Annotated in this window: 14 protein-coding genes; 8 read left to right on the top strand and 6 right to left on the bottom strand. The window is 56.7% G+C overall.

Annotated elements, in window-relative coordinates; genetic code table 11:
- Nucleotides 1-24: 24 nt before the first annotated feature.
- The 5 genes from xni to queF all read right to left on the bottom strand — a co-directional run bounded on the left by xni (nt 25) and on the right by queF (nt 6,489).
- The gene (gene xni / locus DVA44_RS04655) at nt 25-783 is read right to left on the bottom strand and encodes a flap endonuclease Xni (RefSeq protein ID WP_114385841.1); all 759 of its coding nucleotides are present in this window, start codon (nt 781-783) and stop codon (nt 25-27) included.
- Nucleotides 784-895: 112 nt separating this feature from the next.
- The gene (locus DVA44_RS04660) at nt 896-2,263 is read right to left on the bottom strand and encodes an L-serine ammonia-lyase (protein WP_103822724.1); all 1,368 of its coding nucleotides are present in this window, start codon (nt 2,261-2,263) and stop codon (nt 896-898) included.
- Nucleotides 2,264-2,326: 63 nt separating this feature from the next.
- Nucleotides 2,327-3,616, bottom strand: coding sequence for an HAAAP family serine/threonine permease (locus DVA44_RS04665; RefSeq protein ID WP_103822723.1), 1,290 nt, complete (start codon nt 3,614-3,616; stop codon nt 2,327-2,329).
- A gap of 549 nt (nt 3,617-4,165) precedes the next feature.
- Nucleotides 4,166-5,530 (bottom strand): nucleotide 5'-monophosphate nucleosidase PpnN, encoded by a 1,365-nt coding sequence (ppnN, locus tag DVA44_RS04670; protein WP_114385842.1) that lies wholly within the window; start codon nt 5,528-5,530, stop codon nt 4,166-4,168.
- A gap of 116 nt (nt 5,531-5,646) precedes the next feature.
- Nucleotides 5,647-6,489, bottom strand: coding sequence for an NADPH-dependent 7-cyano-7-deazaguanine reductase QueF (gene queF, locus DVA44_RS04675; protein ID WP_114385843.1), 843 nt, complete (start codon nt 6,487-6,489; stop codon nt 5,647-5,649).
- A gap of 68 nt (nt 6,490-6,557) precedes the next feature.
- On the opposite strand from queF, the gene syd reads away from it, so the two are divergent.
- The 8 genes from syd to DVA44_RS04715 all read left to right on the top strand — a co-directional run bounded on the left by syd (nt 6,558) and on the right by DVA44_RS04715 (nt 15,066).
- Complete coding sequence (syd, locus tag DVA44_RS04680) at nt 6,558-7,103, top strand: SecY-interacting protein (RefSeq protein ID WP_114385844.1); 546 nt, start codon at nt 6,558-6,560, stop codon at nt 7,101-7,103.
- A gap of 632 nt (nt 7,104-7,735) precedes the next feature.
- Nucleotides 7,736-8,062 (top strand): YqcC family protein, encoded by a 327-nt coding sequence (locus DVA44_RS04685; protein ID WP_103822719.1) that lies wholly within the window; start codon nt 7,736-7,738, stop codon nt 8,060-8,062.
- Complete coding sequence (truC, locus tag DVA44_RS04690; protein WP_114316896.1) at nt 8,059-8,853, top strand: tRNA pseudouridine(65) synthase TruC; 795 nt, start codon at nt 8,059-8,061, stop codon at nt 8,851-8,853. Before DVA44_RS04685 ends, truC begins: the two co-directional genes overlap by 4 nt.
- A 3-nt stretch (nt 8,854-8,856) precedes the next feature.
- The gene (locus DVA44_RS04695) at nt 8,857-9,306 is read left to right on the top strand and encodes a flavodoxin (protein ID WP_114385845.1); all 450 of its coding nucleotides are present in this window, start codon (nt 8,857-8,859) and stop codon (nt 9,304-9,306) included.
- 484 nt (nt 9,307-9,790) lie between these two features.
- Nucleotides 9,791-11,143 (top strand): galactarate/glucarate/glycerate transporter GudP, encoded by a 1,353-nt coding sequence (gudP, locus tag DVA44_RS04700; RefSeq protein WP_103822716.1) that lies wholly within the window; start codon nt 9,791-9,793, stop codon nt 11,141-11,143.
- A 2-nt stretch (nt 11,144-11,145) separates the two neighbouring features.
- A complete protein-coding gene (locus DVA44_RS04705) occupies nt 11,146-12,486 on the top strand; it encodes an enolase C-terminal domain-like protein (protein WP_114388372.1) in 1,341 nt (446 codons plus the stop codon).
- Nucleotides 12,487-12,498: 12 nt separating this feature from the next.
- Nucleotides 12,499-13,839 carry a glucarate dehydratase gene (gudD, locus tag DVA44_RS04710; RefSeq protein WP_168194507.1) on the top strand — a complete coding sequence of 447 codons (1,341 nt, stop codon included), beginning with the start codon at nt 12,499-12,501 and terminating at the stop codon, nt 13,837-13,839.
- Between the two features lie 87 nt (nt 13,840-13,926).
- The gene (locus tag DVA44_RS04715; protein ID WP_114385846.1) at nt 13,927-15,066 is read left to right on the top strand and encodes a glycerate kinase; all 1,140 of its coding nucleotides are present in this window, start codon (nt 13,927-13,929) and stop codon (nt 15,064-15,066) included.
- A 38-nt stretch (nt 15,067-15,104) separates the two neighbouring features.
- Here the strand turns inward: DVA44_RS04715 and barA are convergent, their stop codons facing one another.
- Nucleotides 15,105-17,876, bottom strand: coding sequence for a two-component sensor histidine kinase BarA (barA, locus tag DVA44_RS04720; RefSeq protein ID WP_114385847.1), 2,772 nt, complete (start codon nt 17,874-17,876; stop codon nt 15,105-15,107).
- Nucleotides 17,877-17,897 lie beyond the last annotated feature (21 nt).

Consider the following 17,897-nt stretch of genomic DNA (forward strand, 5'->3'; position numbering starts at 1 on the left):
AGCGCAGCGCCACCGGGCATGACGTCACACTCGCTCTAACCTGAGCTGCTGCAAATTCCCGTCTAGCTGTAAATCGGTTTGCAACCGCGCGACGTCCCGCCAGATAAAGGCCATCTCTTTGTGCGCCTCCAGCTTTTTGCGCCACTTCTCCGGCACCTCATCCAGACGGGCGTAAATCCCTTCCAGATCCTGAAAATCAGCCAGCAGTTGGGCGGCACTTTTCGGGCCAATGCCCGCCACGCCCGGCACCCTTGAGCTGCTGATCCCCGCCAGTCCCCAGTAATCCGGCAGCTGCTGGGGGGATACGCCAAACTCACTGGCGATAAAGGGCGCATCGAGCCAGCGTTTCTGGAAATAGTCGCGAATGCGAATGGTGGGGGAAAGCAGCTGACAATAGCCTTTGTCCGTCGAGACAATGGTAGCCTGATGGCCTGCACTGGCCACTTTGACCGCCAGAGTAGCCGCGAGATCGTCGGCTTCGTTGCCCTGGGCGCCCCAGCAGGGGACTCCGCGCTGCTCAAAGGCGGCGCGGATGGCGGGCATTTCGGCGTGCAGATCGTCCGGCATCGGCGCGCGGCCGGCTTTGTAATCCGGCAGGCGCTGGTGACGCCAGCCGCAGTTGCGGGCTTCATCATCAAAAACGGCAACCGCATGGCTGGGCTGGCTGTGACGAATAAGCTGCTCCATAGCATGCAGGCAGGTATCCTTGCAGGGAGTGCCCTGTACCGCATGAATGCGGCGGATAAGATTCAGCGCGTCGACAATAAGCAAATGAACAGCCACAGATAATCCCTCTTATATCCAGTGGATTAAGGGTAACACCGTCGGCGGCATGAAACTACGAGAGGCGGGAAGAACGGGAAGGAGCCTCGCAAAACAAGGCTCCTTTTCAGGCTTAGTCGCAGGTAACAATCTTCATCGCCAGACCACCGCGGGAGGTTTCGCGGTATTTGGCGTTCATATCTTTCCCGGTTTCATACATGGTTTCGATCACTTTATCGAGGCAGACACGCGGCTCGCTGGTGCGACGCAGCGCCATACGTGCGGCGTTCACCGCCTTCACGGAGGCAATCGCGTTACGCTCGATACAGGGCACCTGCACCTGGCCGGCCACCGGATCGCAGGTCAGACCGAGGTTATGTTCCATGCCAATTTCTGCCGCAATGCAGACCTGCGCCGGACTGCCGCCCAGCAGCTCTGCCAGACCCGCTGCCGCCATGGAGCAAGCCACGCCCACTTCGCCCTGACAGCCCACTTCGGCGCCAGAGATCGAGGCGTTCATCTTATACAGCGAGCCAATGGCGCTGGTTACCAGCAGATAGCGGGCTAGTGAGTTGGCGTTTACTTCGCGGATAAACTTGTCGTAATAAGCTAGCACCGCAGGAACGATACCGCAGGCACCGTTCGTTGGGGCTGTTACTACGCGGCCACCCGCGGCGTTCTCTTCGTTCACCGCCAGCGCGAACATGTTGATCCAGTCCACCACCGCCATCGGATCGCTGGTGGTTTTATCGCTGCTCACCAGCATCCGACGCAGGGCCGCTGCACGGCGCGGAACACGCAGTTTACCCGGCAGCACGCCCTCGGTAGTGATGCCGCGCTCAATACCGCCGCGCATCACTTCCCAGACGTTAGCAAAGTGCTGTTCCAGTTCTTCTTTACTGTGTAGCGCCAGCTCGTTTTGCATCATCAGGCCGGAGAGGGAGAGGCCACTCTCCTGGCAATGACGCTGAAGGTCGGCAGCCGTTTTATACGGATACGGCACCGCGACAGGCGCGCTCTCTGGCTGCCCAAAATGGTCTTCGTCGACGATAAAACCGCCGCCGATAGAGTAATAGGTTTGGCTGTAAATCGCCTTGTCGCCTGCCAGCGCGGTGATGCGCATACCATTTTCGTGCAGCGACAGGTTGTCGGCGTGGAAATTCATGCAGCGATCAACCGGGAATTCAACTTCATGCTCACCGTTGGCCAGCAGCAGTCGGCCATGGGTGTTAACGTCCTGGATAAAGCCCGGGATGGCGTCAATATCAACACTATCCGGCAGGTTGCCCGCCAGGCCCATAATGATGGCGATATCGGTATGGTGACCTTTGCCGGTCAGCGACAGGGAGCCATAGACATCTACAACCACGCGGGTGGTGTCGTGCAGTATTCCGCGCGCAATAAGATCGTCCGTGAACTGTTTACCTGCTTTCATTGGCCCGACGGTGTGCGAGCTGGAAGGACCAATACCAATTTTAAAAATATCGAAAACGCTAATCATGATGCGTCCGTTGCTTTACGTCAGAGGAGTAGATTGCGCCATCCGAAGATGGCGCGGGAGGAATTACGCGAACAGCGAATAGAAGATAGCGGAGATAGCAATCAGACCCATAACCACAACGAAGACGTTGCTGATCTGGCCGCTGTATTTACGCATCGCTGGCACTTTCTGAATGGCGTACATCGGCATCAGGAACAGGATCATCGCAATGACCGGGCCGCCCAGGGTTTCGATCATGCCGAGGATGCTCGGGTTCAGGGTCGCAACCGCCCAGGTGGTCAGCAGCATGAACAGCGCAGTGATTTTGTTCAGCTTGTTGATTTCAATGCTCTTACCTTTACCGCGCAGAGATTTAATCACCATGCCGTTAAAGCCTTCACGCGCGCCCAGGTAGTGGCCGAGGAAAGATTTAGTGATAGCGATAATCGCGATGATTGGCGCCATCCAGGCAATCACTGGGGCATTAAAGTGGTTCGCCAGGTAAGAGAGAATCGAGATGTTCTGCTCTTTCGCTGCCGCCAGATCTGCCGGGGAGAGGCTCAGTACGCAGCTGAAGACGAAGAACATAACGGTCAGCACCATCATCACGTGAGCGCGAGCCAGGATGCTGGAGCACTTCTTCTCGGCGCCCTGGCCGTACTCTTCACGCTTCGCCACGGCGAAGGAGGAGATGATCGGCGAGTGGTTAAAGGAGAAGACCATTACCGGGATTGCCAGCCACAGGGTCATCCACAGGCCATTACCGGTGGCGGACGCGCTGCTCAGGGAGAGGGTTTCCAGCGCTGCGCCGTTCCACTGAGGGATCAGGTAGCAGGCCAGCACCATCAGGGCGATAACGAACGGGAACACCAGTACGCTCATCGCTTTTACAATCATCTGCTCACCGAAGCGCACGATAGTCATCATACCGACAATCAGAATCAGCGACAGAATGGCGCGCGGTGGCGGCGTCATGCCCAGCTGGTGGGTCATAAAGCTCTCAACGGTGTTGGTGATAGCCACGCTATAAACCAGCAGGATTGGGTAGATGGCAAAGAAGTAGAGCAGGGTAATCAGCTTACCTGCGCCAATACCGAAGTGTTCTTCAACCACTTCAGTGATGTCTTCGCCCGGATTTTTACCGGAGAGCACAAAACGGGTCAGGCCGCGGTGTGCGAAGTAGGTCATCGGGAACGCAATGATTGCCATGATGATCAGCGGAATTAAGCCGCCAACACCCGCGTTAATAGGCAGGAAGAGAACACCAGCGCCGATTGCTGTGCCGTACAGGCCAAGCATCCACATGGTATCGGTTTTACGCCATCCGCTTCGGGTTTCAATCGAAGCAACGGTGCTGGTTTGAGTGGTTTCCATCTGTGTCTCCAGGAGTAGCTAATGTCAGGTTTCTGGTCAAATTCGATGCAAAAAGGACAAATCGTAATATGAAATTCGCTCAGTGACGGTTTTTATATAATTTTTCTCCGTAACTATCGGCGGGCGGAAAGATACATTTTCATAATGGATCTATCAGTGATCCCGATCTCAAATGCAATAATCTACTTTTGAGGTGGATATCTTTAGACCATTTATCTGCTAAGAAAACATCACAGCGAATTTCTGGGCGCGAAGGCTATCATTAACGATATGTAGCGTGATAGAGAACCCAGCAATATAGGTGTCATACGCTGTATAAGTCGCGTTTTAGAGGATTTTTTCGTGATTTAAAGCATTTGTACCTAATAAATCACGCTTAGAAAATTTACGTAATCGTTTGCGTCCCCTACGGTAAACGCAAAAAGATAAGTTATGGTGATATCTGGCGCCACGCCATGTGGCTGAAGGCAATAAAAAAGCCGGGCGGCTGAGGGCCATTCCCGGCGGGAGAGAGTGAGAAGGCGCCCGACACGCAGCCGGGCAGGGGCGTTATGCGCAAATCTCGTAGCAGGGGATATAGGCGCTGCCCGGAAGTTTCATACGGTGCTGGGCGACAAAGCCCTGCAGCAGATCGTCCATGCGGCGCATCATTTCGCGGTCGCCATGGATTTTATAGGGACCAAACTCCTCAATGGCCTGGATACCCACCTCTTTCACGTTACCGGCCACGATGCCCGAGAAGGCGCGACGCAGGTCGGCGGCCAGTGTTTCAACCGGCTGATCGGGGTAGAGCTTCAGGTTAGCCATATTTTCATGTGACGGCTCAAACGGGATCTGTAGATCCGGCGAAATACGGATCGACCAGTTAAAGCTGTAGGCATCTCCGGTATCACGGCGGTTCTCTTTCACCAGCGGCATGGCCTTTTTCATCAGGCGTGCCACTTCTGCGGCATCGTCAATAATAATGCGATAGTGACGACGCACCGTTTCGCCCAGCGTATGCACAATGAACTCATCCAGTACGCGGAAGTAGTCGGCGCTCTCTTTCGGGCCGGTAAGGATCAGCGGCAGCACCTGATCCTGGTTAGCCGGATGCATCAGAATGCCCAGCAGATAGAGCAACTCTTCTGCCGTACCCACGCCGCCCGGGAAGATGATAATCCCGTGGGCGATGCGGACAAACGCCTCCAGACGTTTTTCAATGTCCGGCATGATGATCAGTTCGTTAACCAGCGGATTCGGTGGTTCAGCGGCGATGATCGACGGCTCGGTCATACCGATGAAGCGCCCCTCTTTGTAGCGCTGCTGCGCATGACCCACTGCCGCACCTTTCATCGGCGCTTCCATCGCACCCGGGCCACAGCCTGTGCAGATGTTCAGCTCGCGCAGACCCAACTGGGTACCCACACGACGGGCATAGAGATATTCGGTTTCGTTAATGGAGTGACCACCCCAGCACACCACCATACTTGGGGCTTCGCCCACGTGCAGGGCACGGGCGTTACGCAGTATAGAGAAGACCAGGTTGGTGATATGAACGGAGCTTTCCAGGTTCAGATGCTGGAAACGACCGGCGTTACTGATCTGGCCGTTCACGAACAGGATGTCGCGCAGAACCGCAAACAGGTTAGCCTGCAGCGCACGAATGATGCGCCCGTCAACAAAGGCCTCTTCCGGCGGGTTAATCAGTTCCAGCTTTACGCCACGTTCGCGGCGCAGGACGTTGATATCAAAGCTTTCAAAGCGGGACAGCAGCTCTTTGCTGTTGTCGGTGAGGCTACCGGAGTTCAGAACGGCAAGTGAACAGTTGCGAAACAATTGATAAAGATCGCTGCTGGCCGTGCTCTTGAGCATGTCCACTTCCAGCTGCGACAACATATCCATTGAGCCAAGCGGGCTAATATGTGTAATCAAGTGAGCTCCTTACGGGACGTTTATCGTCTTTCCCCGTTGATTACAATAGCCCTGGCTTATGACCTTTCACAACCTAAAGCGCGGAACATACCGCGCAGATTGCGAATTTATTTATTTTACTGACGCACTAACCGACCAATGGCGGGAACAAAATCGGTATTGCTGCGCCACGGGTTGATATCCAGTCCGCCGCGTCGGGTATAGCGGGCATAGACGCTGAGCGACTCCGGCTGGCAGAAACGAAGAATGTCGTTGAAGATGCGCTCCACGCACTGTTCGTGGAACTCGTTATGGTTACGGAAGGAGACCAGGTAGCGCAGCAGCTTCTCACGATCGATTTTTGCCCCGCGATACTGGATCTGTACCGAACCCCAGTCAGGCTGATGGGTAATCAGGCAGTTGGATTTGAGCAGGTGACTGACCAGCGTCTCTTCCACCACTTTGCCGCTGGCACTCTTTTCCAGCCACGCGGTGTCAAACTGATAGTTGTCGATCTCAATGTCTTGATCGTCGATGCAGGTGCCGTGGAAGTGGGCGATGGGCTGGCCTTCAAGCTCATCAATCCGGTAGAGCGCCACCGTGACCTTACCCTGGGCACAGGCGCTTAAATCCCTCTCCAGAGTGCGCTGTACCGCTTCCCAGCTCTCAAAGCGGGTCTGGTTAAAGCTGTTGAGGTAGAGCTTAAAGCTTTTGGACTCCACCAGATTGACGCTGGTGTAATCCAGCTCAACATGACCCACGGCCACCTGCGGCAAACCGCGGGCGTTAAGCCAGGAGAGCTCATAGAGCGTCCAGATATCGCCGCCGTGGAAGGGCAGGGCATCGGCCTTCAGGCCCAGCGGATCGCGATTAAGGCTGCGCGGCACACCCTGTAGCAGGCTGGCATCGTAGATATCGCGGTAGGCTGTGCTTTTGCCCAGCGTCAGGCCCGATAAGGCATCATGATTTTCGTAAGACATGTTTCATTGTCACTTTAAAGGTAAACTATGGGCTGAGTGTATCCTGGCTTATATGAAGAGAGAAACCGGTGGATAAAGAGACTGCTGCTGCGTTAACCGCATTTACTACGCGTTACTGTGACGCCTGGCATGAACAGAAAGCGTCATGGCCGCAAAGCGAAGAGCTGTACGGCGTGCCTTCACCCTGCATTATTACCTCTTCCGGGGATACCGTGACCTGGCAGCCGCAGCCCTTTACCGCTGAGCAGAGTGTAAATGCCATTGAACGTGCCATGGACATTGTGGTACAACCTCCGGTTCACGCGTTCTATACCACACAGTTCGCCGGGGATATGTGCGCTCGCTTTGATAATGAAGCGATGACGTTGCTGCAAACCTGGAGCGAAGAAGACCTGCTGCGCGTGCAGGAGAACCTGATAGGGCACCTCATTACCCAGAAGCGCCTGAAGCTATCGCCAACGTTGTTTATCGCCACGCTCGACAGTGAGATGGACGTTATCTCTGTCTGCAACCTCACGGGCAACGTGGTAAAAGAGACACTGGGTACGCAGAAACGTCAGACCCTCTCCGCTTCCCTTGCGGATTTTCTTAATCACCTTCATCCCGTCGTGTAATCCTGCATACTACTGCGCGTGTGAGAGATCTCTTACAGAGTTTGTGAGAGATCGCCCTTATTACTTGAATGTTTAAAACATCAGGTCATTTAAAAAATACTTTATTATCATCTTGTTGCGCTTTCATAACGCTTGGTACAGATACGCAAACTCTTTAATGTGGCTTACGCAGTGCCTTGTAAGACGAAGCGGAATCATGGATTCTATCTCCGTCGACAGGAAGCCGACACAAGAAACGAACATCAGGATGATGACGTTTCTTAACAAGGACACGTCAGGAAGACGCTACAAGGAAGGCTTCAGGATGAAGCAAGAGGATCACGCAGGACGCGTTGAAGGACACCTCCAGGAAGGAGAATGAGAGCCGGTACAGATGTCCGGTGGGTCAGGAAGACCAGGACGCTTCAGGAAGAAGCAGTCACATCAGGACGATGTGCGCAGGATGCATCGGTCAAGGGAAGACCAGACCTTAGGGTCAGAGGAAAAGTTGTCACGGATGAGCAGGGAGCACTAAAAGTAGCTGGATTGCTGCGAAACGAACCGGGAGCACTGTTTTTACAGTGCTCCCTTTTTTTATTTCTGCGTGGTCTTTGCTATGCTGCGCGCCGTTCACATTTTCAGTTGAGGTTTTCATGACCCATCACGACAACGTGCGCGCGCAACTGCACGCCATTGAAGCTTTACTGCGCGATCATCAGCTGTGGCAGGAGACGGCGCCGCAGCCAGACGCGTTTGAGAGCACGCAACCTTTCTGTATGGATACCCTGGAGCCGTTTGAGTGGCTGCAATGGGTCCTCATTCCCCGCATGCATGCCCTGCTCGATAGCGGCCATCCGCTACCCCAGAGCTTTGCCGTAGCGCCCTATTATGAAATGGCGCTGGACGCTGCCCATCCGTCACGCGACGCGGTGCTGGCCGCGCTGCTGGCGCTGGATACGCTCTTCGGCGACGAAGCATGATCGAGATCCTCTATCAGGATGAGTGGCTGGTCGCCGTTAATAAGCCCTCCGGCTGGCTGGTACACCGTAGCTGGCTGGACCGGGATGAAAAAGTGGTAGTGATGCAGACGGTACGCGACCAGATCGGACAGCATGTCTTCACTGCCCACCGTCTGGACAGACCCACTTCCGGCGTTCTGCTGATGGGACTCTCCAGCGAGGCCGGTCGACGTCTGGCGCAACAGTTTGAGCAGCATCAGATCCAGAAACGCTACCATGCGATTGTCCGGGGCTGGCTGACAGAGTGCGCCACGCTCGATTATCCCCTGACGGAAGAGCTGGATAAAATTGCCGATAAGTATGCCCGCGACGACAAAGGCCCGCAGCCCGCGGTAACCGACTATCGCGGCATGGCGACCACTGAAATGCCGGTTGCCACCAGTAAGTTTCCCACCACGCGCTATAGTCTGATTGAACTGGAGCCGAAAACCGGGCGTAAGCACCAGCTGCGACGTCACCTTGCGCATCTCCGCCATCCGATCATCGGCGACAGCAAGCATGGCGACTTGCGGCAAAACCGCAGCGCCGCAGAGCATTTCGGCTGTCATCGTCTGATGTTACACGCCAGCCAGCTGCAACTTATCCATCCGTTTACCGGCGAGCCGCTGACGATCCGGGCCGGGCTGGACGAGGTGTGGATGCAGGCGTTGTCACAGTTTGGATGGCGCGGACAACTCCCCGAAAATGAAAGGGTTGAGTTTGACGTAACCAACGTTCAGGATGATCGGAACGAGCGTTCAATCAGGGAGTAAAACATGGCGGTAATCGGAATTTTTGTCGGCACGATGTACGGTAACTCGCTGCTGGTGGCAGAAGAGGCCGAAGCGATTCTGGCGGGTATGGGCCATAAAGCCACGGTCTATGAAGATCCCGATCTGGCCGACTGGGAAAAATACCAGGGCCAGTATGCGCTGGTGGTCACCTCGACAACCGGGCAGGGCGATCTCCCGTACAGCATTGTTCCGTTGTACCAGGGAATTAAAGATAAGCTGGGTTATCAGCCGGAAATGCGTTACGGCATTATTGCGCTCGGTGACAGCACTTACGCGAATTTCTGCGGTGGCGGCAAGCTGTTCGACGCTCTGTTACAGGAGCAAAGCGCGCAGCGCGTGGGTGAGATGCTGATGATTGACGCCTCTGAACACCCTGAACCGGAAGGCGAATCCAATCCCTGGGTTGAACAGTGGGGCACATTGCTAAAATAAGTTCATGCCCTCCCTGAGCGGAGGGCCAGAACCCTTTGCCAGTTAACAAAGCGACCATGCAGCCAGTATAAGTTAACTGAATCGAGTAAGCTTTGGGCAATCGCCCGTAAATCCTCACCTGAAGCACGGTTATTAGCAGGCATTTTCACTGCGTCAAGCGACCTGTTTCACAATCCCGTTATTCCCTGACTTTGGCCTCCCCCTTACGGGCAGGCAGTTTTCATTTCCGTGAAGTCTCTTCCATTGTCCTGGGCTTTTGCCACAAACAACCGCACAGAGCCTTGCCAATGTTGTGTTGTTGCACGGTGAGAGGGGCCTGGTTCCTTTCTTATACTTTTTCCGCCAGTTAATAAAAATGCAGTCAGTAAGGCGAAACGACCTACATGTTCGAACTGCAAAAACACATACACGTCATTCTGATTACCCTACGGTTGAGCTGTTCAGAATGAACGTAGCGAAAACGCTATGATTCAGGAGTGCAAGAATGAGTTCATTAAGCCAAGCGGCGAGCAGCGCTGAAAAGCGCACTAACGCCCGCTACTGGATAGTGGTGATGCTGTTTATCGTCACATCCTTCAACTATGGCGACCGCGCCACCCTGTCGATTGCTGGTTCAGAAATGGCAAAAGATATCGGGCTGGATCCGGTCGGTATGGGGTATGTTTTCTCCGCATTTTCATGGGCCTATGTTATCGGCCAAATTCCAGGCGGTTGGCTGCTCGATCGCTTCGGTTCAAAACGCGTCTATTTCTGGTCCATTTTCATCTGGTCCATGTTTACCCTGCTGCAGGGCTTTGTGGATATCTTTAACGGCTTTGGCATCATTGTCGCGCTCTTTACCCTGCGCTTCCTCGTCGGGCTGGCAGAAGCCCCATCCTTCCCGGGCAACAGCCGGATCGTGGCTGCCTGGTTCCCGGCGCAGGAGAGGGGAACGGCGGTCTCCATTTTCAACTCCGCACAATACTTTGCCACCGTTATCTTCGCCCCTATCATGGGCTGGCTGACGCACGAGGTGGGCTGGTCGCACGTGTTCTTCTTTATGGGCGGTCTGGGTATTGTGATCAGCTTTATCTGGCTGAAAGTGATCCACGAACCGAACCAGCATCCTGGCGTAAACCAGAAAGAGCTGGACTACATCGCCGCAGGCGGCGCGCTGATCAACATGGATCAGGCGAGCAGCAAAGCGAAAGTCCCATTCAGCCAGAAACTGGGCCAAATCAAACAACTGGTGGGTTCCCGCATGATGCTCGGGATCTATCTCGGCCAGTACTGCATCAACGCCTTAACCTACTTCTTTATTACCTGGTTCCCGGTCTATCTGGTGCAGGCGCGCGGCATGTCGATTCTGAAAGCCGGGTTTGTCGCCTCCGTTCCGGCAATCTGCGGCTTTGTCGGCGGCGTACTGGGCGGGGTAATTTCCGACTGGCTGATGCGTCGTACTGGCTCTTTGAATATCGCCCGTAAAACGCCAATCGTGCTGGGTATGCTGCTCTCCATGACGATGGTGATGTGTAACTACGTGAACGCCGAGTGGATGATTATCGGCTTTATGGCGATGGCCTTCTTCGGTAAAGGTATCGGTGCGCTGGGCTGGGCGGTGATGGCAGATACCGCGCCGAAAGAGATCAGCGGCCTGAGCGGCGGTCTGTTCAATATGTTCGGCAACATCTCCGGCATTGTGACTCCGATTGCTATTGGCTACATCGTCGGTACCACCGGCTCGTTTAACGGGGCGCTGATCTACGTCGGTATCCATGCCCTGGTGGCGGTGCTGAGCTACCTGGTGCTGGTGGGTGATATCAAACGTATTGAGCTGAAACCTGTTACGGAGCGTTAATGATGAGTATGCAATCCAGCCCTGTCGTCACTGAAATGAAGGTTATCCCGGTTGCCGGCCAGGACAGTATGCTGCTGAACATCGGCGGCGCACATAACGCCTGGTTTACCCGCAATATCGTGGTACTGACCGATAACGCCGGGAATACCGGCGTAGGTGAAGCGCCAGGCGGCGAGGTGATCTACCAGACCCTGGTGGATGCCATTCCGCAGGTGGTGGGTCAGGAGGTGGCGCGCCTGAACAAAGTGGTGCAGCGCGTACATAAAGGCAACCAGTCTGCCGATTTCGATACCTTCGGCAAAGGCGCATGGACCTTTGAACTGCGGGTGAATGCGGTGGCGGCGCTGGAAGCGGCGCTGCTGGACCTGCTCTGCAAAGCGCTGAACGTGCCGGTGTGCGAACTGCTCGGCCCTGGAAAACAGCGCGATGCGGTCACCGTGCTGGGCTATCTCTTCTACCTGGGCGATCGCACCAAAACCGATCTCCCTTACCTGGAACGTTCGCCGGGCAGCCACGACTGGTATCACCTGCGCCATCAGGAGGCGCTCTCCAGTGAGGCGGTGGTGCGTCTGGCGGAAGCGGCGCAGGATCGCTATGGCTTTAAGGATTTCAAACTGAAAGGCGGCGTTCTGCCGGGCGAGCAAGAAATTGAGAGCGCCCGCGCCCTGAAAAAACGCTTCCCCGATGCCCGTATTACCGTGGATCCCAACGGCGCCTGGCTGCTGGATGAGGCCATCTCCTTGTGCAAAGGACTGGGCGATGTCCTGACCTACGCCGAAGATCCGTGCGGCGCCGAGCAGGGCTTCTCTGGCCGTGAGGTGATGGCGGAGTTCCGCCGCGCCACGGGCCTGCCGGTGGCGACCAACATGATCGCCACCAACTGGCGCGAGATGGGGCACGCCGTCATGCTCAACGCGGTCGATATTCCGCTGGCGGACCCGCACTTCTGGACCCTTTCCGGCGCGGTACGGGTGGCGCAGCTGTGCGATGACTGGGGCCTGACCTGGGGTTGCCACTCCAACAACCACTTTGATATTTCGCTGGCGATGTTTACCCATGTCGGCGCTGCCGCACCGGGCACGCCGACCGCTATCGACACCCACTGGATCTGGCAGGAAGGCGAAGCGCGCCTGACCAAAAATCCACTCGAAATTAAACACGGCAAGATTGCCGTACCTGATGCACCGGGGCTTGGCGTGGAACTTGACTGGGATCAGATCCACAAAGCGCATGAGGCGTATAAGAAACTGCCAGGCGGCGCGCGTAATGACGCAGGCCCAATGCAGTACCTTATCCCCGGCTGGACCTTTGACCGTAAACGCCCGGCGTTCGGTCGCCACTGATTAAAGGATGGAATTATGAGCACGTTTACTACTCCTGTTGTGACCTCCATGCAGGTTATCCCGGTTGCCGGCCATGACAGCATGCTGATGAACCTGAGCGGCGCCCATGCCCCGTTCTTCACCCGTAATATTGTGATCATCAAAGATAACTCCGGTCACACCGGGGTAGGTGAAATCCCGGGTGGCGAGAAGATCCGTAAAACACTGGAAGAGGCGATCCCGCTGGTGGTGGGGCAAACCCTCGGCGCCTATAAAAACGTTCTTAACGCCGTACGTAACGAATTTGCCGACCGTGACGCGGGTGGCCGCGGTTTACAGACCTTCGACCTGCGCACCACTATTCACGTCGTGACCGGCATTGAAGCGGCGATGCTCGATCTGCTGGGTCAGCATCTGGGCGTTAACGTCGCCTCCCTGCTGGGTGATGGGCAGCAGCGCACCGAAGTGGAGATGCTGGGCTACCTGTTCTTCGTCGGCAACCGCAAGCTGACCCCGCTGCCGTACCAGAGCCAGCCGGATGAGCAGTGCGACTGGTATCGCCTGCGCCATGAAGAGGCGATGACCCCTGATGCGGTGGTCCGTCTGGCGGAAGCGGCCTACGAGAAGTACGGTTTTAACGATTTCAAACTGAAGGGCGGCGTGCTGGCGGGTGAAGAAGAAGCCGAATCGATCATTGCGCTGGCGAAACGCTTCCCACAGGCGCGCGTCACCCTCGATCCAAACGGAGCCTGGTCGCTGGATGAGGCGATCCGCATCGGTAAACGTCTGAAGGGTGTGCTGGCCTATGCGGAAGATCCGTGCGGTGCTGAGCAGGGCTTCTCCGGACGTGAAGTGATGGCCGAGTTCCGCCGTGCCACCGGTCTGCCAACCGCCACCAATATGATCGCCACCGACTGGCGTCAGATGGGTCATACCCTGTCGTTGCAGTCGGTGGATATCCCGCTGGCGGACCCGCACTTCTGGACCATGCAGGGCTCGGTGCGCGTGGCGCAGATGTGTCACGAGTTCGGCCTGACCTGGGGCTCGCACTCCAATAACCACTTTGATATCTCGCTGGCGATGTTTACCCACGTGGCCGCTGCCGCGCCGGGCAACATCACCGCCATCGACACCCACTGGATCTGGCAGGAGGGCAACCAGCGCCTGACCAAACAGCCGTACGAAATCAAGGGCGGTATGGTGCAGGTGCCAACCACGCCGGGTCTGGGCGTGGAACTGGATATGGATCAAGTGATGAAGGCGCACGAGCTCTATCTGCAGCACGGTCTGGGCGCACGCGACGACGCGATGGCGATGCAGTACCTGATCCCGGAGTGGACCTTCAACAACAAACGCCCTTGCATGGTGCGTTAAGTCCGGTGCCGGTTCCTGCGGGAGTCGGCATTTTCTCTTGCGTGACGGGTGTATGCTTATGGTAGTCAACATGCGTAAGGACGGCTTATGAAAATAGTGATCGCACCGGACTCTTACAAAGAGAGCCTGAGTGCCCTGGCAGTGGCAACGGCGATAGAGCAAGGATTTTGCGAGATTTTCCCCACGGCGGAGTACGTGAAACTGCCGGTTGCCGATGGTGGGGAGGGCACCGTGGAAGCGATGGTCGCCGCCACCCAGGGTGAAATTATTCAGGTACGCGTAACGGGGCCGCTCGGCGAGCATGTTGACGGTTTTTATGGCCGCTCCGGCGATGGAAAAAGCGCATTCATCGAGATGGCGGCGGCCAGCGGTCTGGAGCTGGTTCCCCCGGCCCAGCGCAATCCGCTGAAAACCACCTCCTGGGGAACCGGGGAGCTGATCCGCCATGCCCTGGATGCAGGCGTAAAACATATCATCATTGGGATTGGCGGCAGCGCCACCAACGATGGCGGTGCAGGAATGGTGCAGGCGCTGGGTGCGAAGCTGCTGGACGAACAGGGTCACGCCATCGGTCCCGGCGGCGGTGAACTGGAAAGGCTGGCTCGTATCGATATCAGTGGTCTGGATAAACGGCTGACGTCGTGCCGCATTGAGGTGGCATGCGACGTCACTAACCCGCTGACCGGCGACAACGGCGCTACCGCCGTGTTTGGTCCACAGAAGGGGGCGACCTCAGAGATGATCGTGCGCCTCGATCGCGCGCTGACGCAGTATGCCCGAATCATCGCCCGCGACCTGGACGTTGACGTGCTCGGGCTGGCGGGTGGCGGCGCGGCGGGCGGTATGGGCGCGGCGTTGTACGCGTTCTGCGGCGCGCAGCTGCGTCAGGGTATTGAAATCGTCACCGATGCGCTCAATCTCGACGGCCTGGTGGCCGATGCCGATTTGGTGATCACCGGCGAAGGGCGGATCGACAGCCAGACCGTTCATGGCAAAGTGCCGGTAGGGGTGGCGAAGATTGCCAAACGCTACAATAAACCGGTCATTGGCCTGGCGGGCAGCCTGACGGCGGATGTCGGCGTGGTGCACGACCATGGTATCGACGCGGTATTCAGCGTGATTTATACCGTCTGCACGCTGGAAGAGGCGCTGGAAGATGCCGAAGAAAACGTGCGGATGGCGGCCCGCAATATCGCCGCCGTATTAAAAGTGGGAAGGGGGCTGTAACCCCTTCTGGTCCCCCTCTTCCTGTCGGGAGAGGGGCCTTACGACCCCAGCACCTTCATCGCTTCCCGCGTGACGTTATCCATCTCATCCAGCAACTCCAGGAACTCCGGCTCCAGCTCGCTTTCCGGCGTGCCGGAACGTAACTGCTGCTCCAGCAGCTGACAGAGATTCTTAAGACGCGGCACCCCGCTGTACCCGCAGCTGCCGTGCAGCTTGTGGATCGCCCCGACCAGATCTTCCGGGTTTTCTCCCACCAGCTGCTCTTCCACTTTATTGCGGATCTCTGGCAGGAATGCGACCAGCATCTGCAGCATCTCCCGCGCGAGGTCGTTTTTGCCCGCCGCCTGACGCAGCGCCAGCTGCCAGTCGAGGGTGACACTGCCGTTAACTACGATCTCCGGGACCACCGGCGGGACCTCCGGTGCGGGGAGCCAGTGACCTGTGGTAGGGCCGGGTTTGTAGCGCAGCAGCAGGCTGTGCAGTTTCTCTTCTTCAATCGGCTTCGCCAGATAGTCGTTCATCCCGGCGCTCAGCAGCTTCTCCTTTTGCCCCGCCATCGCATGCGCCGTCACGGCAATCACCGGGGTTTGCTGCTGATGGGGAAGCTGGCGAATCAGTTCACAAGCGCGGATGCCGTCCATACCGGGCATCTGGATATCCATCATGATCAGGTCAAACGGCTTCTCCTTTGCTCGCTCCACGGCCTGCAAACCGCTCTCGCACAGTTCGACATGTTGAACCTGATCCTCCAGCAGCGCCCCGATCAGCTTCAGGTTGGCGGGGTTGTCATCCACCGCCATCACGGTCATCGGCAGTTTGCTCTCATCGCTGATAATCGGTGCGATGTGATGGTTCAGACGGCAATATTCCGTCAGCGTTGGCAACAGGCGCGTGGCCGTCAGCGGTTTCAGCAGGCAGGCGGCCGCCCCGTCATGTTTTAGCTCCTCGGCGTTGATCTGGGCATGGCAGGGCAGGGCCAGCAGCAGGTAATCGGTCATCGAGGCCGCTTTCGCCAGCCGCTCCTCCTGCATGGTCAGATCGCCGGTAAAGGTCACCGGGATCCCCAGCAGCAGGATGTCGTAATGGTCAACCGGCAGCGTGGAGAAGTTCGGACTGTAGACCACCTCCAGCGGTGTCGTGCTTAACACATCGAGGGTGCTTTGCGCGGCGGCGGTATTGGGCTCCACGTACGCCAGCCGTTTACCCTGCAGACAATCCATGGCCAGACGATCGGTAAGCACGTTCGGGTTCAGGTCGAGGTTGATATGGAACCAGAAGGTCGAGCCCCGGTTAGGCTGGCTGTGGAAGGAGATATCGCCCCCCATCTCATTAACCAGTTTTTGCGTGATGACCAGCCCCAGCCCGGTACCGCCGTGGCGGCGGGAGATGCTGGCGTCGGCCTGGCGGAAGGCCTGGAACAGCCGGGACTGATCGCGCTCAGGAATACCGATCCCCGTGTCGCGGATCTGCACCTCAATCTGCACTTTGGTATTGCTGATGGAGCGTTTTTCGACCAGCACGTCGATGTTCCCGCTCTCGGTGAACTTAATGGCGTTACCCACCAGGTTGGTGATCACCTGTTGCAGGCGCAGCGGATCGCCAATGACGTTGTCCGGCACATCATTTTTAATGTTCAGCGTAAGCTCCAGCCCCTTGTCATGGGAGGAGTGCGCCAGCAGGGTGACCACCTCATCCAGGGTGTTGCGCAGCGGGAACGGAATGCTCTCGAGGATCAGTTTGCCCGCCTCGAGCTTGGAGAAGTCCAGCACGTCATTGATGATCGCCAGCAGGTTATTGGCGGAGCGTTCAATGGTATGCAGGTGGTCGCGCTGGGTCGGGTTGAGCTCGGTTTTCAGGGTCAGGCGGGTAAAGCCAATCACCCCATTGAGCGGGGTGCGCAGCTCGTGGGACATATTCGCCAGGAACTCCGACTTGATGCGTGCCGCCTCCTGGGCGCGTTTTTTAGCCAGATCCAGCTCAACGTTCTGGATCTCCATCTGCTCCAGCGTTTCGCGCAGGTCGGAAGTGGCCTGATCGACGTTATGCTGCATCTCCTCATGGTATGCCGCCAGCGACATGGCCATCGAGTTGATGCCGTTTTTCAGCATATCCAGCTCGCCGAGCATAAAGCCTTCGACGCGGCTGTCGAGCTGGCCCCGGCGGATCCGGTCGACGGTATTCACCATGTTGCGGATGGGGCTGGTTACATCCCGCATCAGACGCCAGCCGAAGATCAGCGCAATGCCAATACAAAACAGCATCATCACCGTGGAGATAAAGATCTCCCGATACTGTTGCAGCCGCACGGACTTGAGATCCAGCTCCAGCGCCACATATCCCAGCAAGTTGTTATTGGGCTTAGCGTCCGACGCGGGAGATTCATCCGGTGAATAGCTTTCCGAAATAATGGGGGTGCGCAGGATCATTTTTTCACCCTGGCGGATCACGCTCAGCCGCTTTGGAAACGCCGTACCATCCGGCAGCTTCAGGGTGTCCGGATCAAGCTGAATATTGGAGGTCACGAACAGGTGATTATTTTGGTCATACACTGAAATCGCCCGCACAATGTCCGAATGCCGACGGTGCAGAATGCTGATGAGCTGGCCGATGGGCTCGCGATTTTGCAGGTTCATGCCGTACTCGCTGGAGACCGCGAGCGGCTCAATAATGCTGGCACCGGCGTCCTCGAGCTGACGTTGCAGGTCGTTATAACGGTGCACCACGAAGAAGGTACTCAGCAGTAAACCAATGAGTACGGTAGGGGCGAGGATCAAAATCATCATGCGCGCACGCAGGCTGTAGTTGGTCATGGAGTTCCGTTATGGGACAAT

Source organism: Leclercia sp. W17 (assembly GCF_003336325.1).
Taxonomy (GTDB): Bacteria; Pseudomonadota; Gammaproteobacteria; order Enterobacterales; family Enterobacteriaceae; genus Enterobacter.